Genomic DNA, 23,982 nt, shown 5'->3' on the forward strand with positions numbered 1-23,982 from the left:
TGGGCGTCGACCGCCGCGCCGGCCGGCGCCCACCGCCTCACCACCTGGGAGACCTGAAGCCGCGTGAACCGCCTCGTCGACCGTTTCGATGCCCTGTGGCACCTCTTCGTCAAGGAACTCATGAAGTTCGGCGTCGTGGGCGCCCTCGCGTTCGTGATCAACGCGTCGCTCACCTGGATCCTGATGCACACGGTGTTCGAGGACGGCCACCTCAAGGCGAAGTTCGTGGCGACGGCCGTGGCCATCGTCTTCGCGTGGGTCGCCAACCGGCTGTGGACCTTCCGGCACAAGCGCCAGTCGGACAAGCGCCGCGAGCTGGTCCAGTTCCTCGTGGCCAACGGCATCGGCATGGCCATCGAGCTCGGCTGCCTCGGCTTCAGCTACTACGTGCTGGGTCTCACCAGCGCCTACGCGTCCTTCGTGTCCGGCACGATCATCGGGACCATCCTCGGCACCGTCTTCCGGTACTTCGCCTACCGCTTCTGGGTGTTCACCGAGGAGCTCGACGAGGACCCCAACTTCGCGGACACCGCGGCCCTCGAGATCGCCCTGATCACGGGTCACCAGCCCGCGGAGGGCGCCGAGCACCCCCACCGCGCGCACCAGCACCCCCACCGGGAGGGCGCCCGGCACCGCGCGGGGAGTGCGGCGGCCCCCGGCTCGGACACCCACGAGAGCCACGAGAGCCACGGGAGCACGGAGGCGGCGGAGGGGCGCTGAGCCGTTCCGCTCAGAACGCGACGGCGTTCTCGGCCGTCAGCACGGACCGCCAGCCGTCGTCGGCCGCGTCCGCCGGACGGTCCGTGACGACCGCGGCCCGGCCCCCGGCCAGCACGGCCAGCACGCGCAGCAGGAACTCGGCGTCCATCCGCCGGCCCGGCACGTGCACGGCCGACGCCGTTCCCCACACGTCCTCCCGCCCGGCCGCGAGCTCGCCCGCGGCCGGCATCAGCCGGTCGTGCGGCAGGAAGCCGTCGTCGGTGCCCGCGGCCCGGAGCGCGGCACCGTCCGGCGCCGGCTCCTCGAGGCCGTCGTAGACGTCCGCGTGGGAGCGGACCTCGGCGCAGTAGTCGAGGACGTCCCCGTCCGGCAGCTCGCCGCGGTGGCCGAGCGAGAGCGCCGGCCGGTCCAGGACCACGGCCCGCGCCCCGGCGGGCACCCGGTCCAGCAGCGGGGGCGTCGCCCCCTGCGGGTCGACGAGGCCCACCACGGCCCGGTCCCCGGGCTCCGCCGCGTCCTCGCGGGGATCGACCACGCGCACCGCGGCCCCCATGGTCCACGAGCCGAGGACGGCCGCGAGACTGCGCCAGTGCACCTCGTCGCCGACGGCCACGACGTCGCCCGCCTCGAGGTCGAGCTCGTCCACCCACAGGTTCGCGGTCTTGGCCACCCAGTTGTCGAGGACCCGCCCCGAGAGCTCCACGCGCTCGCCGTCCCGGCCGTACCAGATCAGGGCCGGGCGGCTGCTGCTGCGCAGCTTGTCCACCAAGCGGGGGACAGATCGGGGGGTCGGGGTGTCCATGGTTCCTCCTCGTGGCTGCCGTGCCCGCGGCGGCGGTTCGGCATATGCGTAGAGTCGCATTCTTCGCCCTCTGCGGCATTCCTGTCGAAAATCGGGCCGTGACGTGGAAAAACGTCTACTCCCAAAGACATTCTTCCCGGATATCGTGGCATGGGCGGTCACCCGGGACGGGTTGACTCCGTACTAGTTACACACGTGTAATTGGGAAGTCCGGCAGACGATCAGCAAGGATACGTTCTCCGGGATGCACAGGGTCGGCGACCCCCGTACTGCGCCGCACCCGAGCAATCGTGTCGGATGGAAGGAAAGTCATGGGAGAGGCCGCACGACAGCAGGTCGTGGAATCCAGCCCCCTCGAGGCCCGTCGGCTGAGCATGCGCTCGGTGCCAGAGGACTGGTTCGTCGATCCCGTCGACCCCCGGGCCGCCGAGCGGCACGTCCGCCGGGCGGCCGGGAGCATGGAGGACCAGGCCACGGCCTACCTCCGGGCCCACGAGGCCGTCCAGAACCTCTCCGGCGCCGGCGCGGCACCCGCTCTCGACCTGCTCGATGCACCGGCCGCCGACGAGGGCTCCGACTGGAGCGCCGTGGCCGGGCTGTACGCCGTGGACGAGGACGAGGGCGAGCTCGCGTGGCAGACCGACGCACTGTGCGCCCAGACCGACCCGGAGGCCTTCTTCCCCGAGAAGGGCGGGTCCACGCGTGACGCCAAGCGCGTGTGCGAGGCCTGCCCCGTGCAGGCGGAGTGCCTCGACTACGCGATGAGCAAGGACGAGAAGTTCGGCATCTGGGGCGGGCTCTCCGAGCGCGAGCGCCGCCGCCTGCGCCGTCTCGCCCGCTGAGGTAGTTTCGGGCCATGAGCTCCTCCGGCAGTCCCACCCGCCTCTGCTCCCGCCAGACCTGCAGGCGGGACGCCGTCACGACCCTGACCTACGTGTACTCGGACTCGACCGCCGTGGTCGGCCCGCTCGCCGGACACGCGGAGCCCCACGCCTACGACCTGTGCGCCGTGCACGCCGACCGGCTCACCGTGCCCCGGGGCTGGCGCGTGGTCCGGCTGGAGCCGCCGGAGGCGCGGGCCCGGCGCGAGGACATCGGCGCCGTGGCGGAGGCGGTCCGGGAGGGCGAGCCCCCGGCGACCGTCCGCGACCGCCCGCGGACGGTGCTGCGCGACGTCTCCCTGCCGAGACCCCCATCCCCGGCGTCCTCGGCACCGCACGCGTCGCGTCCTGAGGGCCCCCGCACGAGCCCCCGGACCGGCGGCCGGACGGGTGCCCCGGAGCGTGCCGCACCGGGCGGCCCGACGACGGCCCCGCAGCGCCCCTCGGTGCCTGCCCCGGAGAACCCCCGGGTTGCCGGCGCGGAGCATGCGCGGGTACCCGCAGCGGAGGACCCCCGGGGGCCCGGCGCGGCGGACCCCCGGGACCCCGCCGCCGGCATTCCCCGCCCGGCCGCCCCCGAGCGCACTCCGCGGCGGGCGCCCGAGCCGGCCCCCGAGGAGCCGTGGAACGACGTCCCGGTGCCGGCGGCCCTGCGCCGGGCGCATCTGCGCCGGCCCGCCGTGCGCGGGGGCTCCGCCCAGCCCGAGGCCTGAACCGCGCGTCCCCGGCCGGTTCCGGGCCGTGCCGGTGCTCCGCCCCTAGGATGAGCCGCAGACCGCACCTGTCCGGTGCGGAAGGCTCTTCCCCCCGGAGCACCAGGAGTCCCCCATGACTGTCCCTGCAACGACGCAGCCGACCCACGAACTCCACACCGAGTTCCACACCGATCTCCGCACCGAGACCCGCCACGAGAGCAGGCCGGCGCGGCACCACGAGGCACCGGCCGACCGCCGTCCCGCCCCCTGGGCGCTGCCCGAGCCGGAACCGGTGCCCCCGGTGGCGGCCGCCCTGGCGCCCGGTCTCCTCGAGCTCCTGCGGTGCCCCCTCACGGGCGGGACGCTGATCCCCGTGGACGCCGACCGGCTGATGAGCGACCGCCCGTTCCGCGACGGCGTGCACCCGGTCTATCCGATCGCCCACGGCATCGCCTGCCTGACCCCCGGGCGCTGAGGCAACCGGCACGTCGCCGGGGGTCACGAAGGCGTTAACATTCGTGACCGATGGGCGGTGGGTGGGGCCGTCCGCGGCCGGCGGACCTATCGTGGGAGAAGTTCCCCCAGCGTTCCCCCCACCCCCCAGACGCCCGAGGTGCCGCTTCCCATGCCCCTGTCCTCCTGCCCGGTTCCCGCGCCCCCCGCCCCGCGAGCGCTGCCGTCCCCCCGGCGCCTGGTCGCACTGGGGGCCGTGACGGTCCTGCTCGCCACCGGCTGCGCCCAGGCCTCCGGGGCCCCCGCGGCAGAGCAGGCCGCCACCGCCCCGACGGCCACTGCCCCGGCCACGCCGTCCCCGAGCGGGCCGGCCACGGCCGCACCGGCCGAGGTCACCGTCGCCCCCGCGGACGCGGCGGTCGAGCACAACCCCGTGGAACCGGTCGTGGTGCGCGCCGACGGGGGCGAGCTGACCGACGTCGTGCTGGTGCCCGCCGCCGGCGGGGATCCGGTGCCCGGGGAGCTCTCCGCCGACGGCCGCACCTGGACCAGCACCGCGGTCCTGGCCTTCGACACCCCCTACGTCGTGCACTGGAGCGCCGCGTCCGGGACGGAGCCGACCACGGGCACCAGCACGTTCACGACCGTCCTCGCGGCGAACGAGGTCGACGCGCGCCTCAACGTGGCCGAGGGCGGGGTCTACGGCACCGGTCAGGTCCTGGAGTTCACCTTCTCCGAGCCCGTCGTGCACAAGGAGCAGGTCGAGGAGGCCGTCACCGTGGACGGCGGCGGCGACCGGGCGGGCGCCTTCCGGTGGTACTCGGACACGATGCTGCGCTACCGCCCCGCCGAGAAGTGGGCGCCGCGCTCGGAGATCACGGTCTCCCTGGACCTCCTCGGACTCGACGTGGGCCACGGCATGGTGGGCAACCACGACCTGCGCCGGAGCTTCTCGACCGGCGCCGAGCACTACGCCCGGGTGGACAACGAGACCAAGACGCTGACCGCCTGGGTGGACGGCGAGGTCGCGGGGACGTTCCCCGTGACCCTGGGCAATCCGGACTGGCCCTCGACCACCGGGCAGAAGGTCATCATGGAGCAGGCCCCGACGTACCTGTTCAAGGCCTCCTCGCTGGAACTGGAGCCGGGGGACCCGCACTGGTACGACACGTTCTGGGCCTCCAACGTGTCCCGGCTGACCGCCAGCGGCGAGTTCGTGCACCAGGCGCTGCCCTCCGCGCTGCCCGTCCTGGGGATCGCCAACGTCTCCCACGGATGCGTGGGCATGCCGCCCGAGGGCGCGAAGTTCATCCACGACGTGTTCCGGCCCGGGGACGTCGTGGAGGTCGTGGGCACCGGCTACCCGCAGGCCGATCCCGACGACGGGTACGGCGACTGGAACATCCCGCTCGAGCACTACGCGGACGAGGAGTGGAAGGGCGACTGGTGAGCCCCCGCCGGTGAGCCCCCGCTGGTGAGGGAGGGGGCCGGCGGTGGGTAGGATCGGGACCGGCCGGAGCGGACCCGCCCGCCCCGGACCACCGACCCCCTCCGACCGAAGGACCCGCCCGTGGCCACCCCCAGCAACGACAAGGCGCCCTGGCAGCAGGCAGACCCGCCCGCGGACGACCGGCAGCGCGAGGAGCCCGTGTGGACGGGCCTGCTCCCCGCCGTCGTCCCCGCGGAGAGCGCGTCCGAGGACGCGCACGACGACGACCGCCCCGGTGGGCGCGGCGGGAGCCGCGGCGCCGGGACGGGCCGCACGGGGGGCGGCGCCCGCGCCGTCGGGGCCGACGAAGCCGCGGGGGACGAGGACCCGGACGCGGAGGCGCGCCGCCGGTCCGCGCTGCGCCGGGACGCGCTGGCGGACGAGCCGCGGCTGCCGCGGCTGCAGCAGGTCCTCCTGGCGCTCGTGCTCCCGCTCGCGCTGCTCGCCGCGGCCGTGCGAGTGGTGGCCACGCCGCTGTTCCTGTGGGCGGAGTACCACCGCCCGGGCTTCCCGGCGGACTCCTACGGCTTCTCCACCGAGGAGCGGATGGTCTTCGGCTCCTACGGGCTGGACTACGTCATGAACTGGGCCCCGGCCGGGTTCCTCGGCGGGCTGCAGGACGCGGACGGCGCCCCGCTGTTCCTGGGCTCCGAGGTCGCGCACATGACCGACGTGAAGATCGTGCTGCAGGCCGCGCTCGCGGTGGTCGCGGTCCTCGCGTTGCTCGGCCTCGTCTCGTGCCTGTACCTGCGGGCGAAGGCCCCGGGGGCCGCCTCCGGCGCCCTGTTCTTCGGCTCGTGGTTGACCGTGGCGCTGCTGGTGGCGCTGGCCGTCGCCGCGGTGCTCGGCTGGCAGCAGTTCTTCGCGCTGTTCCACTCCCTGTTCTTCGCGGACGGGTCCTGGACCTTCCGGGCCTCGGACACCCTCATCCGGCTGTACCCCACCCAGTTCTGGATGGACGCCGCGATCGCTGTGGCCGGCCTCGCCCTCCTGGGGGCGCTCGCGGTCATGGCCGCCACCTGGCCCACGGCCTTCCGCCGGCACCGGGCCCTCGACCGGGTGCGCCGGCGGCAGGAGCTCAAGCGGCGGCTGGCCGGTCGCTGAGCCGGCGGGTCAGATCCAGGCGGTGAACCACATCCGCTCCCGCCACTGGGCGTACTCGACGGTCTCCGCGTACCAGACGGGGGCGAAGTGCGCGCTGAGCAGGAGCACCGCGGCCGTGAACACCCCCACCACCGCGAGACCCGCGCGCCGGCGCCGCACGGTGTCCCCGGGACGGCCCAGGACCAGGCCGAGCATGCCGGCGAGCATGAGCATCAGGGCCGGCTGCACGGGCAGCGCGTAGAAGTAGTACATGGTGCGCTCGGGGTACAGGAACCAGGGCAGGTACCCGGCGGCGAACACACCGGTCAGCGCCCCGAAGCGCCAGTCCCGCCGTACGGCCCACAGCCACGCGGCCACGAGCACGGCGGCGATCGCCGTCCACCACAGGAGCGGGTTGCCGAGGTTGAGGATCGCCTGCGAGCAGTGCTCCACCGCGCACCCGGACCTGCCCCGCTCCGGGTCCTCGTAGAAGTAGGAGGTGGGCCGGCCCAGGGTCAGCCACAGCCACGGCAGCGCCTCGTAGGCGTGCTCGGTGCCCAGGCCGCTGTGGAAGCCGTAGGCGGAGGAGTGGTAGGCCCACAGCGAGCGCAGGGGCGCGGGCAGCCACTGGGGGCCCTCGCCCGGGTGCTGCTGCGCCCAGGTGCGGTCGTAGGCGTCCGTCGAGGCGAACCAGCCCGCCCAGGTGGACACGTAGACCACCAGGCCCGTCCCGACGACCGCGAAGAACGCGGGCACGCCGTCCTTGAGCACCCCGGCGGGCAGCCAGCGCCGCACCCCGGCCACCCGGCGGGCGTTGAGGTCCCACAGCACCGTGAGCACGCCCAGCCCGGCCACCAGGAACAGGGCGCTCCACTTCACGCCCACCGCGAGCCCGCAGGCCGCGCCCGCCGCGATCCGCCACCAGCGCACGCCCAGCCACGGCCCCCACTCCAGGCGGCGCCGCAGCTCCGCCTCCGGGACGTCGCGGTCCGGGGCCACCCCCAGCCGGGCGACCAGGCGGCGGCGCCCGTGCTCCCGGTCCAGCAGGAGCAGGACGAACGCGAGCAGCACGAAGAACATGAGGAACACGTCCAGCATCGCGAGCCGGGACTGCACCAGGTGCAGCCCGTCCACCGCGGTGAACAGCCCCGCGAGCGTGGCCACCGTGACCGAGCGGAAGAGCAGCCACCCGGCGGCGCACACCAGTGCGATGGACAGCGTCCCGACCAGGGCCGCGGAGAAGCGCCAGCCCAGCGGGTCCTCGGCGCCGAAGAGCCACATGCCGAACGCGATGAGCCACTTCCCGGCCGGCGGGTGCACCACGTAGGAGGGGGTGGCCAGGGCCTCCGGCGGGGTGCCGGCCACGAACAGCTCGTCGGCGCCCTCCGGCCACTGCCGCTCGTAGCCGTGCAGCAGCAGCGAGTAGGAGTCCTTCACGTAGTAGGTCTCGTCGAAGACGATCGCGTCCGGGTGGGAGAGCCGGTGGAAGCGCAGCAGCCCGCCGAGCAGGACCACCAGCAGCGGCCCCAGCCACGCGAACCGGGCCACCGCCGCGGGGGCCGGCAGCAGCCGCTCCCGCAGGGCGGCGGGGGCCAGGGACCGGCGCAGGGTGCCCACCGGTGCCGCCGGCCGAGGCTCCGGCGCCAGGACTGGGGCGCGCACCGAGGAACTCACGGTGTCATCGTAGGGGACGCGTCCCGGCGCCCGCTGAGCCGCGGAGGAGGCCCGCGGGGCGCGCCGTAGAGTGGACCCGTGCACACGGAACCCCACGACGACACTCCTGCCGACGCCCCCACCGACGCCGCCGACGCCCGGAACGGCGCCCCCACCGACGCCGCCGACGCCCGGAACGGCGCCTCCGACGGCGCCGCCGCGGGCCCCGGGCAGGTGGTCCTGGCGGGCACCCCGATCGGCAACCTCGGGGACGCGCCGCCCCGGCTGCGGGCGGCCCTCGAGACCGCGGACGTGCTCGCCGTGGAGGACACCCGGCGGCTGCGCCGGCTCACCGCCGGGCTCGGGGTCACCACGCGCGGCCGGGTGCTCACCCACCACGAGCACAACGAGGCCGGACGGGTCGCCGAGCTGCTCGACGCCGTCCGGTCGGGAAGCACCGTGCTGGTCCTCTCCGACGCCGGGATGCCCACCGTCTCCGACCCCGGCTACCGGCTCGCGGAGGCCGCGGCCGCCGAGGGCCTGACCGTGACCGCGATCCCCGGCCCCTCGGCGGTGCTCATGGCACTGGCCGTGTCCGGCCTGCCCACGGACCGGTTCACGTTCGAGGGCTTCCTGCCGCGGAAGTCCTCGGAGCGTGCCGCTCGGCTGGCGGAGCTCGACGGCGAGCGGCGCACCATGGTCTTCTACGAGGCCCCGCACCGGCTCGAGGTCATGCTCGCCGCGCTGCGGGACGCGTTCGGCCCGGGCCGCCGGGCGGTCGTCGCCCGGGAGCTCACCAAGCTGCACGAGGAGGTCGTGCGGGGCTCGCTCACCGAGCTCGTGGACTGGTGCGGGCAGGGGCAGGTGCGCGGGGAGATCGCCGTCGTCGTCGCCGGTGCCCCCGCCCCCGAGGCCGCGCGACCCGAGGACCTCGTGGCCGAGGTGGAGGCGCTCGTGGCCGCCGGGACCCGGCTCAAGGACGCCGCCGGCCGCGTGGCCGAGCGCACGGGCGTGGGCAAGCGGCAGCTCTACGAGACGGTGCTGGCGGCCCGCAAGGCATAGGGGCGGTCCGGCCCGGGCGTCGCCTCACAGGCTCGCCGCGCCCCGGTGAGGCCGAGTTGACCCCCGGGAGCGGACGGGGACACGGTGCGGAAACACGGCCCGTCCAGACTGGGACGTGCCGGGAGCGGGGCACGTGCCGCGCGGGACCCGGCATCCTCCTGTCCGTCCAGCAACGGAGCCATGCCATGTCCTATGTGATGCCCGCCGACTTCGTCACGAAGATGATCGACGCCGGAGCGGCGAAGGTCGCCATGTCCACCCGCGACACCCTGATCCGTGCGTTCATGGCCGGTGCGATCCTCGCGCTCGCCGCGGCCTTCGCCGTCACCGTCACCGTGCGGACGGGCGAGCCCCTGCTCGGGGCCGTGCTCTTCCCGGTCGGGTTCTGCCTGCTGTACCTGCTGGGCTTCGACCTCCTGACCGGCGTGTTCACCCTCGTGCCGCTCGCGCTCATCGACAGGCGCCCCGGCGTCACCGTCCGCTCGATGCTGCGCAACTGGGGCCTGGTGTTCGCCGGCAACTTCGCCGGGGCGTTCGTCGTGGCCGTGCTGATGGCGATCATCTTCAACTACGGCTTCTCCCTGCCCCCGGACGAGGTCGGCCGCCAGATCGGCGAGATCGGCGAGGGCCGGACCGTCGGCTACGCCGAGTTCGGCGCCGCCGGGATGCTGACGCTGTTCGTCCGCGCCGTCCTGTGCAACTGGATGGTCTCCACCGGGGTGGTCGCCGCGATGATGTCCACCAGCGTCTCCGGCAAGGTGATCGCGATGTGGATGCCCATCATGCTGTTCTTCTACATGGGCTTCGAGCACTCGATCGTCAACATGTTCCTGTTCCCCTCCGGTCTGCTCCTCGGCGGCGACTTCTCGGTCATGGACTACCTCGTGTGGAACGAGATCCCCACCGTGCTCGGCAACCTGGTGGGCGGGCTGACCTTCGTGGGGCTCACCCTCTACGCCACCCACGCCCGCACCGGGGCGCCCCGCATCCGGCCGGCGGCGCAGGAGGACCGCGTCCCGGTCGCGTGAGCGCCGGATCCGGCCGACCCGCCCCCACCAGCTCGCCGACTCCCGAGGAGCCCCGCATGACCCCGATCCTGACCAAGTCCGACGCCGCCGACCTCGTGGTCGCCGCCCGGGTGCGCCGCGGCCTGTCCTGGCGCGAGATCGCCGACGAGATCCGCGCCCCGCACGTCTGGACGACCGCCGCGCTGCTGGGCCAGCACCCGATGACCCCGGAGCAGGCCCGGCAGGTGTGCGACCTGCTGGGCCTGGACGGGACGGTCGCCGAGAGCCTGCAGCAGCAGCCGTCCCGCGGCAGCGACCCGGCGCGGATGACGGACCCCACGGTCTACCGCTTCGTCGAGGCTCTCTCCGTGTACGGGCCGGCCCTGAAGGAGCTCATCCACGAGGAGTTCGGCGACGGGATCATGAGCGCCATCAACTTCCGGGTCGACGTCTCCCGCCGGCCCGACCCGGACGGCGACCGCGTGGTGGTCACCTTCGACGGGAAGTTCCTCGACTACAAGTGGTGACGCCCCGCCCCTGACCCCGTGGCCCGCCGAGTCCCCCCGGTGCCCGCAGTTCCCCCGGATCGATCGGGGGGAACTGCGAGCACCGGGGGGACTCGGCGGTCGGAGTGTCGCTCAGCGGCGGTGCGTCACCGAGCGGGGCGTCACCGAGCGGGGGAGCCACCGGGCGCGCCGTGCGCCGGGGCCGCCGCGCCCGGCCAGACCCGACCGCAGCGCCGCGACGTCCTCGGGGCCGGCCTCCGGGGTCCATTCCGCGGTGCCCGGCGCGTAGAGGGCCCGCTCCACGTCCCGGCCGAGCCGCCCCAGCGCCGACGCGGCGGCCGGGACCACGGCGCCGATCCGGTCCACGTAGGCCCGGGGCGTCTCCGCGGCGGCGCGGCCCAGCCCGTGGTCGACACCCAGGTCCTCGACCTCCGCCCACCCCGCCAGGGCCCGATCGGCCGCCGGCGCCTGCGCGTCGCCCAGCACCCGCATCCGGCGCCGGCGCCGCCGGGACCGGAGGAGCCGGGGGAGGGCGGCCAGCAGGGCGAGCAGCGCGGCGGTCAGGATCCCGGCCAGCCAGGGCAGCCACCCGGCCGGTCCGGCGTCGTCGTCGGCCTCCGGCGCGGCGGGGGCCTCCGGGGTGGGCACGGCGGTCGGCTCGGCGGAGGGGGCGTCCTCGTCGGGGCTGTCCGCCGTGCTCGCCGGGGTGGGGGCGTCGGTCGGGGCGCCGGTGGGCTCCGCGGTGCCCTCGCCCTCCTGCGACTGCCCGTCCCCGTCCTGCGGCCCCTCGGCGGCGTAGCCGGGGAGGTCGCCGGTGCCGGGGGTCGGCTCGAAGCGCACCCACCCGGAGCCCTCGAACCACAGCTCCGGCCACGCGTGCGCGTCGCGGGGCAGGACCGTGAAGGCGCCCGCCTCCGCCGCGTCCCCGAACGGCTCGTCGGCGTCCGCCGACCCGTCCGGGGCGGCGCCGGTGGCTGGGAGGTAGCCGACCGCCACGCGGGCGGGGATGCCGAGCTCCCGGGCCATGACGGCCATCGCCGGGGCGAAGTGCCCGGCGTAGCCCGTGCGCACGGCCAGGAACTCCTCGAGCGAGGCCATGCCGCCGGCGTCGTAGTCCTGCGCGAGCGGGGCGTCCACGTCGTAGCGGAACTCGTCCGAGCGCAGCCACTCCTGCAGGGCCAGGGCCTGGTCGAAGGCGGTGGGGGCGTCCCCCGCCCGCTCCCGGGCCGCGTCCCGGAGGGCGGCCGGGGTCTCGCCCGGCAGTTCGCGGAACGGGGCGAGCTCCGGGGAGTCCGGCGCGGCGGGGGCCTCGCGCAGCCGCGCGGACGTGGGCTCGGGCACGATCGAGCGGACCTCGTAGGCGGTGCCTTCCGGCGGGACCTGCTCCCCGTGCACGGTGAGGTCGAGCGGGCTCCAGGCCCAGCCGCCGTCCTCGAGCCCCGCCACGTCCACGGGCGCCCACGGCAGCGGAAGCCAGCGCTCGGACCAGTCCCGCAGCTCCACGGCGGTGCTGCGCTCGGGGCCCCCGCCCACGGGGTGCAGCGGGGTGGGGCCGAGGTCGTCGAGCTCGGGGTCCAGCCCGGTGGTGTCCGGGAACCACTCCGCCCCGGAGAAGTCGGCGAGGGTGAGGACCCGGAGCAGCTCGGGCTCGTCCGTGCTCGTCGTGTACTCGAGGCGCGGCAGCTGCTGCGCGGAGCGCAGGTCCTGTCCCACGGCCCGCAGCGGGCCCACCCCGGAGGCGCGATCGCCGGCGAGACCGCTGCCCTGGGGGAACGCGCCGTTGACGAAGCCGGGCACCAGGCCCGGGACCAGCAGGGTCACCGCGAGCACACCGGCGCCCACCACGAGGGCCCGCGGCCAGCTGCCCGGCGCCGCGGCGGTGCGGGGCTCGCGGACCGCGCCGAAGCGCCGTCCGCCGCCGAGCAGGACCAGGGCCGCGAGCACCGCGGCCGCCGTCCCGGCCGCGCCCACGCTCCCGGGCAGCACCAGGGCGGGCACCACCAGCAGCGCCAGCACGCCGAGCGCGCTGAGCCCCGGCAGCCGCAGCGCCACGAGCACCGTGTCCACGAACAGCGTCACGAGACCCGTGGCGAGGGCGGCGACGAACGCGAGCGCCGCGCCCCCCGGATACGGGGCCGGCCGCTCCGCGACGATCCCGGCCGCTTCCCGCCACAGCTCCGCGCCGAGGGACAGGCTCCCGGGGGTGGGCACGAGGCCGAGCAGCGCGGGCTCGCGCAGGAACAGCAGCGTGAGCACGAGCGTCAGGGCGCCGGCGCCGAACAGGGGCGCCAGCAGGCCCGGCAGCCGCAGCAGGCGGGACGTGGTGGTCGCCACGACCACGGCGAGGGCCGCGAGCAGCGCGCCGGGGACCCAGCCCGCGCCGTCGAGGACCCCGGTCAGCGCCACGAGGGACAGCCCGACCGCCACGAGGACCGTGCCGGCCAGGCCCAGCACGGCGGGCACCGGGCGGCGGCCCGTCCCGGCGTCCTCCGGCGGTCCGGCGGTCTCCGGCGGGCGGGTGGGCGCAGGGGCGCGGACGGCGGCGCTCACCGGACGGCCCCGGCCGCGCGGGCCGCGGAGCCCAGCTGCGCCCACGCGTCCTCGGGCGCGGCGGACGCCGGCACGACGACGACGGACCAGCCCGCCGCCTCGAGCACCCCCGCCCCGTCCGGGACGTGGTCGGGGGAGGAGGTCACCAGCACCGCGCTGCCGGCGGCCGCCCGCTGCGTACCGCCCAGGACCCGCTCGGCGGCCGCGGCGGAGAGGTCCCCCGAGACCAGCAGCACGGGGTGGACCAGGCCGTCGCGGTCGAACCGCTCGGCCAGCGCGTCCTCCGCGGTCCCGCCGGTCCCCGTCTCCCGGGGTGCGGGCTCGGGGCGGACGCGCGCGAGCCCGTGCCGGGCGTCCTCGGCGCCGTCGTCGGTGACGGCGGTGGCGCGGGTGCGGGCGGGAGCGTCGTCGTCGTCCTCGCCACCGCGGGGGAGCGGGCGGCCGAAGGTGTCGAGGGCGTGCAGGGCGGTCTCGCGCTGGGTGAGGTGCTCGAGCACGGCGGCCGTGAAGGACACGGCCCACTCGAACTCGGCGGTGCTGGGGAGCACACCGGCCCACAGGCGCTCCCCGGGCCAGGAGGCCTCGTCGCGGTCCAGGACCAGGGTCAGGCGGCGGGTGCTGCGGGGGTCCTCCTGGCGGACCATCAGCCGGCCCTGCTTCGCGGAGGCGGCCCAGTGCACCCGGCGCATCGGGTCGCCGTGCCGGTACTCGCGGGTGGTCACGTTGTCCGGGCCCGGCTGCGGCTGCGCCGTCCGGGACGGGTCGGTGCCGGACTCCCGCAGCCGGTCGGCGCTGATCTCCGGCAGCTCCACGGCGTCCGGCGCCACGTGCAGGGACGTGCGCTCGGAGGCGTCGAGCAGCTCGGCGGCGAGGCCGAACGGGTCGGCCACCCGCACGGTGGCCGGCCCCAGGGCGTACACGCCCCGGCGGCGGGGGCGCACGGTGTAGGCGGCGGGCTCCCCGCCGGCCTCCACGACCAGCTCGCGGTCCCCGCCCAGCGGCTCCGGGACCGTCTCGTGCACGGCGACCGCCCCGGTGACCGTCCCGCCGCGCCGGGTCCGGTGCCGCACGCGCAGCCGGACCACCGCGGAGTCCCCGGCCGTCACCAGCGCCGGGTCCACGCCGCGCTTGAGCAGCACCCTGGGCTTCACCACGTACAGGGACAGGGCCGCGAACAGGGGGGCGCCGCCGAGGAACAGGGCCAGCGCCAGCACGTCCTTGCGGCCCAGCCAGGTGGCCAGCAGCAGGCACAGGGCGCCAGCCCCCAGGAAGGCCCAGCCGCGCCCCGTGAACCGGGCGCGGGAGTCCACGGGCTGCTCCGCCCGCTCGCCCTCCGCCGTGCGCCCCGGCGCCGGCCGGCGCCTCATCGGGTCCGGGGGGTGTGCTCGGCCGGGACCCGCACCTCGTCCAGCACCGCTCGCACCAGCTCCTCCGCGGAGTCGGTGCCGGCGCGCCGGTCCAGGATCAGGCGGTGGGCGAGCACCGGCACCGCGACCGCCCGCACGTCGTCGGGCAGCACGTACTCGCGCCCGCTCAGGGCGGCCTCCGCGCGGGCCGCGGCCTGCAGCTGGAGCAGGGCCCGCGGGCTGGCGCCCAGCCGGATCTGCGGGTGCGAGCGCGTGGCCTGGCCCAGCGCCACGATGTAGGCGCGCACCGCGTCCGAGACGTGGATGCCGCGCACGTGCGCCACCAGGCGGGCCGCGTCCTCGAGGGAGACCACCGGCTGCAGGCCCTCCAGCGGGGAGCCGCCGCCGTGGTCGGTGAGCATCGTCATCTCCGCCGCGGTGTCCGGGTAGCCCATCGAGATCCGGGCCGTGAACCGGTCCCGCTGCGCCTCCGGCAGCGGGAACGTGCCATCCATCTCCACGGGGTTCTGCGTGGCCACCACCATGAACGGGGTCGACAGCCGGTAGGTCGTGCCGTCCGCCGTGACCTGGCCCTCCGCCATGCACTCGAGCAGCGCGGACTGCGTCTTGGCCGAGGCCCGGTTGATCTCGTCCCCGATCACCACGTTGGCGAACACCGGGCCGGGCTTGAACTCGAACTCGCGCCGGGCCTGGTCGTAGACCGAGACGCCCGTGATGTCCGTGGGCAGCAGGTCCGGGGTGAACTGCACGCGCGAGACCGTCCCGCCGATCGCGGTGGCCAGCGTGCGCGCCAGCATCGTCTTGCCCACGCCCGGCACGTCCTCGACCAGCAGGTGCCCGCCGGCCAGCAGCACGCTCAGGGCCGTGCGCGCCGCCTCCGGCTTGCCGTCGATCACCGCGTTGATCCGGTCCAGGATCGCCTGCGTGTACTGGGGGAAGGACTCCATGGTCTCCTCGGCTTCCTGCTCGCGTCTGCAGCTCCCAGTATGTCTGCCCGGGCCCAGCTCGTAGATTGGTCGGTGCCCGCGTGTTTCCCGTCGGCTCTCCTGTCCGCTGTCCGCTGTCCCGTCCCCTTTCCCGATCCGCTCCCCGAGACCTCCTGAGGTGCCGCCCGTGACCGACCCCAACGCCACCCTCCTCGCCGCCTCCCTGTGGCCCGACCCCGCCGCCCGGCCCGCTCCCGCCCCCGGCGCGGCCCCCGCCGCCTACGAGCCCGAGCACTACGCCGTGCCCGAGGACGTCCCCGCGGGAGAGGGCACCCGGCGCCGCTCCGCCCAGGCCGACGACGGGCGCCGCCGCAACCTCTCCTACCCGCCGGCGCCGGAGCCGCTGCCGCACCCGGTGGCCGACAACCACACCCACCTCGACCTGCAGGACGGCCGGGTCCAGGTCTCGGTCCGGGACGCCGCGGACGCCGCCGCCCTCGCCGGGGTGGGCGGCCTCGTCCAGGTCGGCTGCGACGTCCCCTCCTCCCGCTTCGCCGTGGCCGCCGCCGAGGCCGACCCCCGGGTGCTGGCCGCCGTGGCGCTGCACCCCAACGAGGCGCCGAAGCTCGCGGCCGCCGGGACCCTCGACGAGGCGCTCGCCGCGATCCGTTCCCTGGGGGAGCACGAGCGGGTCCGAGCCTTCGGCGAGACCGGTCTCGACTACTACCGCACCGAGGGAGAGGGGCGGGAGCATCAGAAGCGGTCCTTCCGGGAGCACATCCGCTTCGCCCAGGAGACCGGCAAGGCGCTGCAGATCCACGACCGGGACGCCCACGCCGACGTCGTCGCCGTCCTGCTGGAGGAGGGCGCCCCCGAGCGCACCGTGTTCCACTGCTTCTCCGGGGACGAGGAGCTCGCGCGCACCTGCAACGAGCACGGCTGGTACATGTCCTTCTCCGGGACCGTCACCTTCAAGAACAGCCACGACCTCAAGGCCGCGCTGCGCACTGCCCGCCCTGAGCTGGTGCTCACCGAGACCGACGCCCCGTTCCTCACCCCCCACCCGTACCGGGGCCGGCCCAACGCCAGCTACGTGGTCAACTACACGGTGCGCGGCATGGCGGGCATCCTCGAGCAGGAGCTCGAGCCGCTGTGCGAGCGCCTCTGGGCGAACACGCTGGAGGTGTACGGCCCCTTCTGACCCGCGGCGCCCCCATTTCCCCTCCCCGCCCCGCCGAGTCCCCACACCTTGGCCCCTTCACGCGGCGAGTCCCCAAAGTGCTCGCATTTCCCCAGAAACTCTCTGGGGAAATGCGAGCACTTTGGGGACTCGGCGGGCCAGTGGCGGGTACGCGGCGGGCCGGGAGGGATGGAGCCTGGGTCAGCGGGGCGTTGCCGTGCGGCGCAGTGCGGCCGAGATCCGGTCGACGGTCGCGGCCGGGGTACGGACGACGTCGTGCCAACCGACCCGGATGACGGTCCACCCGAGCTCTTGGATCTCGACCTCGCGCCGCCGTTCGTTGCGGATCACCGTGGCCGCGGAGTCGCTGTACTTGCTCTCGCCGTCGAACTCGAGCACCAGCCACTGCTCGGGCCACGCGAAGTCGGCCCGGTAGGTCCCCGTCCGGCCCACGATCACCCACTGCAGCTCCGGCGCCGGCAGGACGGACTCCGCCAGCATGAGGCGGGTAAGGGTCTCACCCACGGATTCAGAGCGCGTGTCCATGGCGGCGAGCACGCGCCGAGCTCTGCGCACGCCGCGTCGGCCGGCCCACTCCGGTAGTCGTTGCTCCAACCGGGCCCGCGTGAGACCGAAACAGTGCGCCTGGTCTGCCAGGACCACGGCGTCCGTGAAAGGCAGCAGGCGGGCGCAGTCCAGCAGAGTTCGTTCACCTGTGGTCGCGCGCAGCCCGCCGACAGTGACGATGTCGGACGCCGGCAGGGGCTCCTGGTGCCTCACGATGCCGGCGTATCCGTTGTGGGTTCCCTGCCCCGGCCGGGTGAGCGTGTGCAGACGGGCCGGGACGCGCCGAAGATCCAGGCCGTGCACCAGGGCCGCCGAGGCGAGACAGAAGATCGGCGGCACGGAGGCAGCCCGGCTGAGCGCCCGGTGCCGGAGCAGCGCCTGCTCCTCGGGTCTGAGTCGCAGATAGGCGTCCGACGCCGTGAAGTAGCCAGGGTGGACCCGGTGGAGATCTCCGTCGCGGAGGCGGCGCCGGATCCCTCGGCCGCTGAGGCCGGTGTCGTGCAGCTGGTGGAGGCTCATGGGCTCGGTCATGACTCCGTGATAGGTCCGGAGCCGGCCGGGCGGGCCGGTGCCGCCGCCCCCGGGAACAAGACAACGGACGGACCGCGCAGCAGGGAAATGGGGAGTGCGAATACGGTGCTCGCCGAGCCCCCACTGCGGTCGCATATCCCCAGAGGAATGGTGGGGATATGCGACCGCAGTGGGGGCTCGGCGGCGAGGGGGCCGGAATGTGTGGGCTCGGCGTCAGGAGGGGGCGAAAAGGTGGTAGGGCACCGGGCCGATACGATGGGGCGGTGACAGAATCCACCGCGCCAGAGCCCGCCGCCCGCGCCCTGCTGGGGCCCGCGGAGATCCGGGCGCTCGCCGAGCAGCTCGGGATCCGGCCGACCAAGACGCTGGGGCAGAACTTCGTGATCGACCCCAACACGATCCGGCGGATCATCGCCGCCGCGCGGCTGGGGGAGCACGAGACGGTGCTCGAGGTGGGACCGGGCCTCGGCTCGCTGACCCTGGGGCTGCTGGACGCCGCCGATCAGGTCGTGGCGGTGGAGATCGACCCCCCGCTGGCGGCGCAGCTGCCGCACACGGTGGAGCGGCTGCGCCCCGAGCGGGCGGGGCGGCTGACCGTGCTCGAGCAGGACGCCATGCGCGTGCAGGAGCTGCCCGCCGAGCCGACCGCCCTGGTGGCGAACCTGCCCTACAACGTGGCCGTCCCGGTGCTGCTGCACCTGCTGGCCCGCTTCCCCTCGATCCGCCGCGGGCTGGTCATGGTGCAGGAGGAGGTCGCGGACCGGCTGGCCGCGGCGCCGGGCTCCAAGGTGTACGGGGTGCCGTCGGTCAAGGCCTCCTGGTACGCCGAGGTCACCAAGGCCGGGACGATCGGGAAAAACGTGTTCTGGCCGGCGCCGAAGATCGCCTCGGGGCTGGTGCGCTTCGTCCGCCGCGAGCAGCCGGTGGCGGACGTGGACCGGGAGCTGGTCTTCGCCGCGGTGGATGCCGCCTTCGCCCAGCGGCGCAAGACCCTGCGGGCCGCCCTCGCCGGCTGGGCGGGCTCCGCCGCGGCGGCCGGCGAGATCCTCGAGGCCGCCGAAATCGACCCCGGGGAGCGCGGGGAGAGGCTGGACGTCCACGAGTTCGCCCGGATCGCGCAGGCCGGCGCCGCCGCGGGCCTGACCGCCGGGGTGCGCGGGGCATGACCACGGTGCTGCTCACGGAGCGCGCCGGCGCGCCCGGCAAGGTCAACCTGTTCTTCGCCGCGGGCCCGCCGCGCCCGGACGGCTATCACGACGTCGCGAGCCTGTACTGCGCGGTGAGCACGGGGGAGACCGTGACGGCCACGCTGACCCGGGGCGCCGGCACCACCGTGGGCGTGGCGGCGGTCCCGGGCTCGCTCGTGGCCCAGCAGCTCGATCGCGGGACGTTCTGCTTGGACGCGGTGCCCACCGACGGGTCCAACCTGGCCGTCCGGGCCGCCGAGGCCGTGCTCGCCCGCTTCCCGCCCCTGGCCGGCGGGCTGCACCTGCAGCTCGAGAAGGCCGTGCCCGTGGCCGGCGGCATGGGCGGGGGCTCCGCGGACGCCGCGGCGGCCCTGGTCGCCGTGAACCGGCTCGCCGCCCGCGTCTCGGGGGATTCCGCGCTCGACGACGACGCGCTGCTGGAGCTCGCGGCCGGTCTCGGCGCCGACGTGCCGTTCGCGCTGACGGGCGGGGCCGCGGTCGGCACCGGGACGGGATCCCGGCTGCGCCCGGTGGCGGTCGGGGCGACGCTGCACCTGGTGCTGGTGGCGGCCGAGGCGGGCCTGTCGACGCCCGCCGTCTACGCGGAGCTGGACCGGCTGCGCGCGGATCAGGACGTCCCGGCGCCGCGGCTGCCGGGCGACCTCGAGGCGGTCCTGGGCGCCGGGGCGGCCGGTGAGCTGGCCCCGCTGCTGGCCAACGACCTGCAGGCCGCGGCCCTGTCCCTCGCGCCGCAGCTGGGGCCGGTGCTGGCCGCGGGCGCGGCCGCCGGCGCCCTGGCGAGCTTCGTGTCCGGGTCCGGGCCCACGGTGGCGCACCTGGTGGCGGACGCCGCCGCGGCCGAGGACCTCGCGGACGTGCTCAGGGGCCAGGGAGCGCCCGCTCTCGCGGTGCGGGCTCCCTGACCCCTGGCCTCCGGCCGCCGGCGCCTGGATCTGACCTGACCTCCCGGGTTCAGGCGGCGCCGGCGGACGATCAGCGGTGCTGCGGCGCGGCGTCCCGGGCCGGCGCGGCGTCCGTGCCCGGGCGCACCTGGCGCTGCACCACGAACGCGGGGACCACGGCGGCGCCGCGGCCGCTGAGCCGCTCGAAGCGCTCCTGGAACCGGCGCAGCCGGCCCCGGGGCTCCACGGCCAGAACCACGCCGTCCACCCGGTCGGTCAGGGCGGCGAGCTCGGCGGCACCCGCGCGGGGCGGGACCGTGGCCACGAGCAGCGAGGGCGTGGTGTCGTCCATGCCCAGCCAGTCGGTGTCGCCCAGCGGGCCCACGGCGTCCGTGAGGGTGCGGGTGTCCACGACCTCCACGGTGCCGCCCCACGAGGAGACGACGGCGTCCAGTGCCTGGACGACCACGGTGGCCTGTCCGGGCAGGGCCGAGTGCACGGCGATCCGGGAGCCGGGCCGCGGCACCGCGCGGTCCTCGTCCTGGGAGAGCCGGCGCAGCAGCTCGAGCGCGCCGTCCTCGTCGTCCACGGAGTTCAGCACCACGGCGGGCGAACCGGTCCCGTCGGCGAGCCGGTCGGGCCGGCGCACGCTGCGGTCGGCGCGCTCCCGGAACGCCCCGGCGAGGGCGCCGAGGACCAGGCCGCCGACCACGCCGCCGGCCACGAAGAGCGGGATGCCGGCCGAGGAGGGCTCCTGCGGCGGCGTGGCCTCGCTGATCACGCGGCCCGGCGTCGGGGCGATGAGGGCGAGGGCGGTGCGCTGCTCGCGCAACTGCCGCAGGCTGGAGGAGTCGTCGTCGCTGCGCTCGAGGCCGGCGATGGACTCGTCGATGCGCTTCAGCGTGTCGTCGGCGGTGGTCTGCACGTCCTCGCCGCGGTCGGCGAGGTAGGCGGTGGCCAGGGCGTTGGCGCGCTCGGCGGCCTGGTTCGGGTCGTCGCCGGTCACTGTCACGCGGAGCACCTGGGTGTCGTCCGGGGCGGTGGTCGAGAGCCGCTCGAGCAGGTCCTCGGCCAGCGCGGGGTCGGCCTCCTCGACGGGGACGTCCTGCAGCAGGGCGGCGGCCCGCAGGGTGATGCGCTGCGAGGCCATCGTGGCCATCTCCGTCTGCATCTCGACCTCCTCGAAGCCGGAGTCGCCGGTGAGCGGGTTCACCGCGCTCGGCGTGACGGTCATCGAGGCGGTCGCCTGGTAGGTCGGCGGCCACAGCAGACCCGCCACGAGGGCGGCGGCCAGCACGACGAGCCAGGTGCTGAGGATCGTGGGCCACCGGTGCAGGACGCGGCGCCACGCGGGCGTCGGGTCCGCCGGCTCCGGCCGGTTCGGCCGGGCCCGGACGGTGTCGTCCCGGGTTCGGCGCCGTTCGGCGCCGATGGTGTTCAGAGTCTCGCTCATGTGGATTTCCCCCCTGGTGGATCGCGGGTCGTCTCGGATGGAGCAGCCGCGCCCGGCGTCCGCCCCCCGGCGGATCGCCGACCCCGGCCCCGGGAAGCGCTGCCGGGTCCAGCCCGGTCGGCCGCGTCCTGATTCCGATGTCGATCGATTGAAATGTTACAGATGCAAACTCATCGGGACCACAGCAGGACCCGGTGATCCCGTGGTCTCTTCGGACCACACGCCTCGGCGTCCGTCCCCCGGACGGCGGCGCGGCCGCGGAGCACGAGGACCGCCCCGGCGCCGGTCACGAGCAGGCCGGTCAGCGCGAGGTGGACGAGCAGGCCGGTGGTGGTGGTGCCGAGCAGGGCGCGGACGGCCAGCCCGCCCCCGCCCGTGAGCACGGCCGCGGCCGCGGCGATGGCGCCGACCACGGACCAGCGCGGGGCGATGCCGAGCAGCCGCACGGACTGGAACAGGGCCAGCCCCGTGTCGGTGAGCACCGACGCCGCCCACGCCGTGGCGGCTCCCACGAGGCCCCACTGCGGGATCAGCCACAGGTTCAGGGCCACGGCCACGGCCAGGGCCGCGGACTTGTTCATCAGCTGCCACCGGCTGCGCCCGGCCATCAGCAGCAGGGACTGCACGCCGCCGGCCGAGACGGCCAGGAGCATGGCGGTGGCGATGACGAGCATCGCGGGGTAGCCGGACTCGAAGCCCTCGCCGAAGAAGGACAGGACCACCGGCCCGAACAGCAGCAGGGTGAGGTAGAAGGGCCAGGCGCCGGCCACGAGCACGGCGGTGGTGCGGGTGAACACGGAGCGGGCGGTGGCGAGGTCGTCGACCGCCAGGGCGGCGCTGATGGACGGGCCGGTGACCATGCGCGCGGTGTGGTCGAGCATGGCGCCCACCCGGATGCACCGGTTGACCACGCCGTAGACGCCCGCCGCGGCGGGGCCCAGGAACGCGGCCACGAGCAGCACGTCGAGCCACTCGAGCAGCGCCTCGACCACCGCGGTCACGCCGCGGGCGGAGGAGAAGGACCAGAACGCCCGCCGCTGCTGGTCCGGCTCCGGCGGGGGAGCGGCCCCGGGCCGGTCGCGCAGGTCCCGGAGACAGCGGCGCAGCAGCAGGAGGGCGAGCACGGCGACCACGGCGACCGGTGCCGTCCACGCCGCCGTGAGGGCGAGCAGCCCGCCGCCGGCGACGACGACGGCGAGGACGCCGAGCACCCGCAGCGAGGGCAGCACCACGTTCTGCAGGAAGGAGAAGGTCGGCACCCGGTGCAGCCCGCGCAGGGCGCCGAAGGCGAGGTTGAGCACGGCGCCCAGCACGAGGAAGGGCGCCGCGAGCAGCACGGCGGGGCCCACGCCGTCGGGCAGGGCCCCGGGCACGGCCGTGAGCACGGCCGCGGTGGCGGCGACGCCCGCGGCGAGCACGAGCACCGGCCGGGCCGCGATCCGCAGCACCCCGGCCACCGCGGCGCCCTGGCCCCGGGCGGTGAGGGCGGGGACCGCCCGCACCAGCCCGGTGTCGGCGCCGAAGGTGGACAGGGTGGTGGCGATCGCCAGCACGGCCACCACCTGGAAGAACTGACCGGCCGCCGCCGCGCCCGAGGCGTTGGAGACCACCAGCGTGGCGGCGAAGGCGAGGCCCGCGCCGGTGACCACGAAGGCGAAGGTCAGCGAGCCCGAGCGCGCCAGCGGCTGCGCGCTCACAGCCCCTCCCCGTAGCGCCGGGAGCGCAGCAGCACGGCCAGGCTCAGGCTGATCAGGATGAACTGCACCGCGTCGAGGCCGTAGTAGGTGAAGAACAGGCACGCGGCCACGGGCGCGGAGTGCACGAGCAGCCCGGTGGTGGTGCGGACCTTCAGCGTCAGCAGCGTGGTCCCGTGCAGGTAGGCCACGAACAGGCCCAGGCCCACGAGCCCGTAGCAGAACATGAGGGTCCAGACGTAGCCCTGAGTGCCCATCTCGATGCCGACGGTCTCGTCGTACAGCGGCGCCCCGTAGCCGAGCAGCGGGGAGTCCAGGGTGGCCAGGAACGTGTCCCGGTACAGGTCGGAGCGGGTGCCCGTGCTGTCGCTGTACTCCTGGCGGCCCAGGATCCGTTCCACGGCGCCGCTGGCCACGAGCCACCCGCCGACGGCGGCCGTGCCGGCGACCCCGGCCAGGGCCACCCCGATCCGGCCCCGCAGGACCATCCGGACCATCACGTAGCCGAGCGCCACCGCGATGCCGAGGAACATGCCCCGGTTGGTGGTCGCCACGGCCGGGGCGAGCGAGGCCACCAGCCCGGCCACGATCAGCAGGTGCCGGGCGCGGAAGCGGACGGTGGTGAGGTAGGCGAGGACCAGGGGCGTGAGGAGCACGAACCCGGAGCCCCACCCGTTGGTGTACGGGAACGGTGCGGCCGGCCGGTTGTACGGCTCGGGCGCGCCCCAGGGGAGCTGGACCTCCGCCAGGGGCGGGAAGAAGAAGTTCTGCACCAGCGCGTTGGAGGTGATGCCCTCCGGCAGCAGCAGGCCGATCGGGGTGGTCAGCCGCGCCTCGGGGATCACGAACGTCAGCAGGCCCAGTCCCACGAGCGTGGCCCACGCGACCACGGCGGCCCGCAGGAACCGCCGGTGGTCCAGGGTCTCGCGGGCGTTCCAGTAGTAGACGAAGTAGATCAGCGCGGCGCAGATGTTGACCCAGCGCAGCGCGAAGCCCATCCAGGAGCCGAACCCCTCGATCTGCACCGAGCTCGCCGCCATCCACAGCAGGAACACCACGAGCACCCAGGCCGGCCACGGGACCGTCACCGAGCGGTGGAGCACGAGCAGGAAGAGCATGACCACGGCGAGCAGCGCCGGGGCGAACTGCAGGGCGCCGGAGGCCCAGATCAGCGGCAGCCCCCAGAACAGGACCAGCAGCGGCCAGGCGGGCAGGACGCCGGTGGTGCGGCGGACCGGGGCCGGCCGCACCACCGAGGGGCTCAGGAGCGCCAC

At 75.4% G+C, this 23,982-nt stretch carries 21 protein-coding genes; 12 read left to right on the plus strand and 9 right to left on the minus strand.

Going from position 1 to position 23,982, the window contains the following annotated elements; translation table 11 throughout:
- Nucleotides 1–63 precede the first annotated feature (63 nt).
- Nucleotides 64–720, plus strand: a complete 657-nt coding sequence (locus tag ACZ2G1_RS17600) for a GtrA family protein (RefSeq protein ID WP_017832397.1) — start codon at nucleotides 64–66, stop codon at nucleotides 718–720.
- Between the two features lie 10 nt (nucleotides 721–730).
- Here the strand turns inward: ACZ2G1_RS17600 and ACZ2G1_RS17605 are convergent, their stop codons facing one another.
- Complete coding sequence (locus ACZ2G1_RS17605; RefSeq protein WP_126349935.1) at nucleotides 731–1,522, minus strand: TIGR03089 family protein; 792 nt, start codon at nucleotides 1,520–1,522, stop codon at nucleotides 731–733.
- 311 nt (nucleotides 1,523–1,833) lie between these two features.
- Between ACZ2G1_RS17605 and ACZ2G1_RS17610 the strand changes: the two genes are divergently transcribed.
- From ACZ2G1_RS17610 to ACZ2G1_RS17630, 5 genes are all read left to right on the plus strand, one after another.
- The gene (locus tag ACZ2G1_RS17610; protein WP_017832395.1) at nucleotides 1,834–2,364 is read left to right on the plus strand and encodes a WhiB family transcriptional regulator; all 531 of its coding nucleotides are present in this window, start codon (nucleotides 1,834–1,836) and stop codon (nucleotides 2,362–2,364) included.
- A gap of 14 nt (nucleotides 2,365–2,378) precedes the next feature.
- Nucleotides 2,379–3,116: a DUF3499 family protein gene (locus ACZ2G1_RS17615; RefSeq protein ID WP_470377220.1), complete on the plus strand. Its 738-nt coding sequence runs from the start codon at nucleotides 2,379–2,381 to the stop codon at nucleotides 3,114–3,116.
- 115 nt (nucleotides 3,117–3,231) lie between these two features.
- A complete protein-coding gene (locus ACZ2G1_RS17620) occupies nucleotides 3,232–3,573 on the plus strand; it encodes a hypothetical protein (RefSeq protein ID WP_470377221.1) in 342 nt (113 codons plus the stop codon).
- A gap of 150 nt (nucleotides 3,574–3,723) precedes the next feature.
- Nucleotides 3,724–5,001, plus strand: coding sequence for a L,D-transpeptidase (locus tag ACZ2G1_RS17625; RefSeq protein WP_470377222.1), 1,278 nt, complete (start codon nucleotides 3,724–3,726; stop codon nucleotides 4,999–5,001).
- Between the two features lie 120 nt (nucleotides 5,002–5,121).
- The gene (locus tag ACZ2G1_RS17630; protein ID WP_081615703.1) at nucleotides 5,122–6,144 is read left to right on the plus strand and encodes a TIGR01906 family membrane protein; all 1,023 of its coding nucleotides are present in this window, start codon (nucleotides 5,122–5,124) and stop codon (nucleotides 6,142–6,144) included.
- Nucleotides 6,145–6,153: 9 nt separating this feature from the next.
- Here ACZ2G1_RS17630 and ACZ2G1_RS17635 read toward each other — a convergent pair whose 3' ends face one another.
- On the minus strand, nucleotides 6,154–7,797 hold the full coding sequence (locus ACZ2G1_RS17635) for a dolichyl-phosphate-mannose--protein mannosyltransferase (RefSeq protein WP_244915733.1): 1,644 nt from the start codon (nucleotides 7,795–7,797) through the stop codon (nucleotides 6,154–6,156).
- 78 nt (nucleotides 7,798–7,875) lie between these two features.
- Between ACZ2G1_RS17635 and rsmI the strand changes: the two genes are divergently transcribed.
- From rsmI to cynS, 3 genes are all read left to right on the plus strand, one after another.
- Nucleotides 7,876–8,838: a 16S rRNA (cytidine(1402)-2'-O)-methyltransferase gene (gene rsmI / locus ACZ2G1_RS17640; protein ID WP_425323782.1), complete on the plus strand. Its 963-nt coding sequence runs from the start codon at nucleotides 7,876–7,878 to the stop codon at nucleotides 8,836–8,838.
- A gap of 185 nt (nucleotides 8,839–9,023) precedes the next feature.
- On the plus strand, nucleotides 9,024–9,866 hold the full coding sequence (locus ACZ2G1_RS17645) for a formate/nitrite transporter family protein (RefSeq protein ID WP_470377223.1): 843 nt from the start codon (nucleotides 9,024–9,026) through the stop codon (nucleotides 9,864–9,866).
- Nucleotides 9,867–9,922: 56 nt separating this feature from the next.
- Entirely contained in the window at nucleotides 9,923–10,372 is a 450-nt protein-coding gene (cynS, locus tag ACZ2G1_RS17650) for a cyanase (protein WP_035926675.1), read from the plus strand.
- A 111-nt stretch (nucleotides 10,373–10,483) separates the two neighbouring features.
- Here the strand turns inward: cynS and ACZ2G1_RS17655 are convergent, their stop codons facing one another.
- From ACZ2G1_RS17655 to ACZ2G1_RS17665, 3 genes are read right to left on the minus strand one after another with little or no spacing between them, the layout of a single operon-like run.
- Nucleotides 10,484–12,901 (minus strand): transglutaminase TgpA family protein, encoded by a 2,418-nt coding sequence (locus ACZ2G1_RS17655; protein ID WP_470377224.1) that lies wholly within the window; start codon nucleotides 12,899–12,901, stop codon nucleotides 10,484–10,486.
- The gene (locus tag ACZ2G1_RS17660) at nucleotides 12,898–14,268 is read right to left on the minus strand and encodes a DUF58 domain-containing protein (RefSeq protein ID WP_470377225.1); all 1,371 of its coding nucleotides are present in this window, start codon (nucleotides 14,266–14,268) and stop codon (nucleotides 12,898–12,900) included. Before ACZ2G1_RS17660 ends, ACZ2G1_RS17655 begins: the two co-directional genes overlap by 4 nt.
- Nucleotides 14,265–15,215 (minus strand): AAA family ATPase, encoded by a 951-nt coding sequence (locus ACZ2G1_RS17665; protein ID WP_017832385.1) that lies wholly within the window; start codon nucleotides 15,213–15,215, stop codon nucleotides 14,265–14,267. The genes ACZ2G1_RS17660 and ACZ2G1_RS17665 overlap by 4 nt, the downstream gene beginning before the upstream one ends.
- 166 nt (nucleotides 15,216–15,381) lie before the next feature.
- On the opposite strand from ACZ2G1_RS17665, the gene ACZ2G1_RS17670 reads away from it, so the two are divergent.
- Complete coding sequence (locus ACZ2G1_RS17670; RefSeq protein WP_095650436.1) at nucleotides 15,382–16,395, plus strand: TatD family hydrolase; 1,014 nt, start codon at nucleotides 15,382–15,384, stop codon at nucleotides 16,393–16,395.
- A 180-nt stretch (nucleotides 16,396–16,575) separates the two neighbouring features.
- Here the strand turns inward: ACZ2G1_RS17670 and ACZ2G1_RS17675 are convergent, their stop codons facing one another.
- Entirely contained in the window at nucleotides 16,576–17,472 is an 897-nt protein-coding gene (locus ACZ2G1_RS17675) for a DUF559 domain-containing protein (RefSeq protein WP_017832383.1), read from the minus strand.
- Between the two features lie 263 nt (nucleotides 17,473–17,735).
- On the opposite strand from ACZ2G1_RS17675, the gene rsmA reads away from it, so the two are divergent.
- A complete protein-coding gene (gene rsmA / locus ACZ2G1_RS17680; RefSeq protein WP_470377226.1) occupies nucleotides 17,736–18,638 on the plus strand; it encodes a 16S rRNA (adenine(1518)-N(6)/adenine(1519)-N(6))-dimethyltransferase RsmA in 903 nt (300 codons plus the stop codon).
- Nucleotides 18,635–19,582 carry a 4-(cytidine 5'-diphospho)-2-C-methyl-D-erythritol kinase gene (locus tag ACZ2G1_RS17685; protein WP_470377227.1) on the plus strand — a complete coding sequence of 316 codons (948 nt, stop codon included), beginning with the start codon at nucleotides 18,635–18,637 and terminating at the stop codon, nucleotides 19,580–19,582. The genes rsmA and ACZ2G1_RS17685 overlap by 4 nt, the downstream gene beginning before the upstream one ends.
- A gap of 70 nt (nucleotides 19,583–19,652) precedes the next feature.
- Here the strand turns inward: ACZ2G1_RS17685 and ACZ2G1_RS17690 are convergent, their stop codons facing one another.
- The 3 genes from ACZ2G1_RS17690 to ACZ2G1_RS17700 form a co-directional block, all read right to left on the minus strand.
- Entirely contained in the window at nucleotides 19,653–21,014 is a 1,362-nt protein-coding gene (locus tag ACZ2G1_RS17690) for a YveK family protein (protein ID WP_035926665.1), read from the minus strand.
- A gap of 170 nt (nucleotides 21,015–21,184) precedes the next feature.
- Nucleotides 21,185–22,711, minus strand: coding sequence for a lipopolysaccharide biosynthesis protein (locus tag ACZ2G1_RS17695; RefSeq protein WP_470377228.1), 1,527 nt, complete (start codon nucleotides 22,709–22,711; stop codon nucleotides 21,185–21,187).
- On the minus strand, nucleotides 22,708–23,982 hold the full coding sequence (locus ACZ2G1_RS17700; protein WP_470377229.1) for an O-antigen ligase family protein: 1,275 nt from the start codon (nucleotides 23,980–23,982) through the stop codon (nucleotides 22,708–22,710). The genes ACZ2G1_RS17695 and ACZ2G1_RS17700 overlap by 4 nt, the downstream gene beginning before the upstream one ends.

It is taken from the genome of Kocuria sp. KKT182, assembly GCF_055635395.1.

What these genes read in the sequence shown, in the direction of transcription:
- ACZ2G1_RS17645 (WP_470377223.1), top strand. Translation starts at nt 9,024, where the DNA reads ATGTCCTATGTGATGCCCGCCGACTTCGTCACGAAGATGATCGACGCC.
- ACZ2G1_RS17690 (WP_035926665.1), bottom strand. Translation starts at nt 21,014, where the DNA reads ATGAGCGAGACTCTGAACACCATCGGCGCCGAACGGCGCCGAACCCGG.
- ACZ2G1_RS17615 (WP_470377220.1), top strand. Translation starts at nt 2,379, where the DNA reads ATGAGCTCCTCCGGCAGTCCCACCCGCCTCTGCTCCCGCCAGACCTGC.
- ACZ2G1_RS17660 (WP_470377225.1), bottom strand. Translation starts at nt 14,268, where the DNA reads ATGAGGCGCCGGCCGGCGCCGGGGCGCACGGCGGAGGGCGAGCGGGCG.
- ACZ2G1_RS17665 (WP_017832385.1), bottom strand. Translation starts at nt 15,215, where the DNA reads ATGGAGTCCTTCCCCCAGTACACGCAGGCGATCCTGGACCGGATCAAC.
- ACZ2G1_RS17625 (WP_470377222.1), top strand. Translation starts at nt 3,724, where the DNA reads ATGCCCCTGTCCTCCTGCCCGGTTCCCGCGCCCCCCGCCCCGCGAGCG.
- cynS (WP_035926675.1), top strand. Translation starts at nt 9,923, where the DNA reads ATGACCCCGATCCTGACCAAGTCCGACGCCGCCGACCTCGTGGTCGCC.
- ACZ2G1_RS17605 (WP_126349935.1), bottom strand. Translation starts at nt 1,522, where the DNA reads ATGGACACCCCGACCCCCCGATCTGTCCCCCGCTTGGTGGACAAGCTG.
- ACZ2G1_RS17685 (WP_470377227.1), top strand. Translation starts at nt 18,635, where the DNA reads ATGACCACGGTGCTGCTCACGGAGCGCGCCGGCGCGCCCGGCAAGGTC.
- ACZ2G1_RS17675 (WP_017832383.1), bottom strand. Translation starts at nt 17,472, where the DNA reads ATGACCGAGCCCATGAGCCTCCACCAGCTGCACGACACCGGCCTCAGC.
- ACZ2G1_RS17620 (WP_470377221.1), top strand. Translation starts at nt 3,232, where the DNA reads ATGACTGTCCCTGCAACGACGCAGCCGACCCACGAACTCCACACCGAG.
- ACZ2G1_RS17610 (WP_017832395.1), top strand. Translation starts at nt 1,834, where the DNA reads ATGGGAGAGGCCGCACGACAGCAGGTCGTGGAATCCAGCCCCCTCGAG.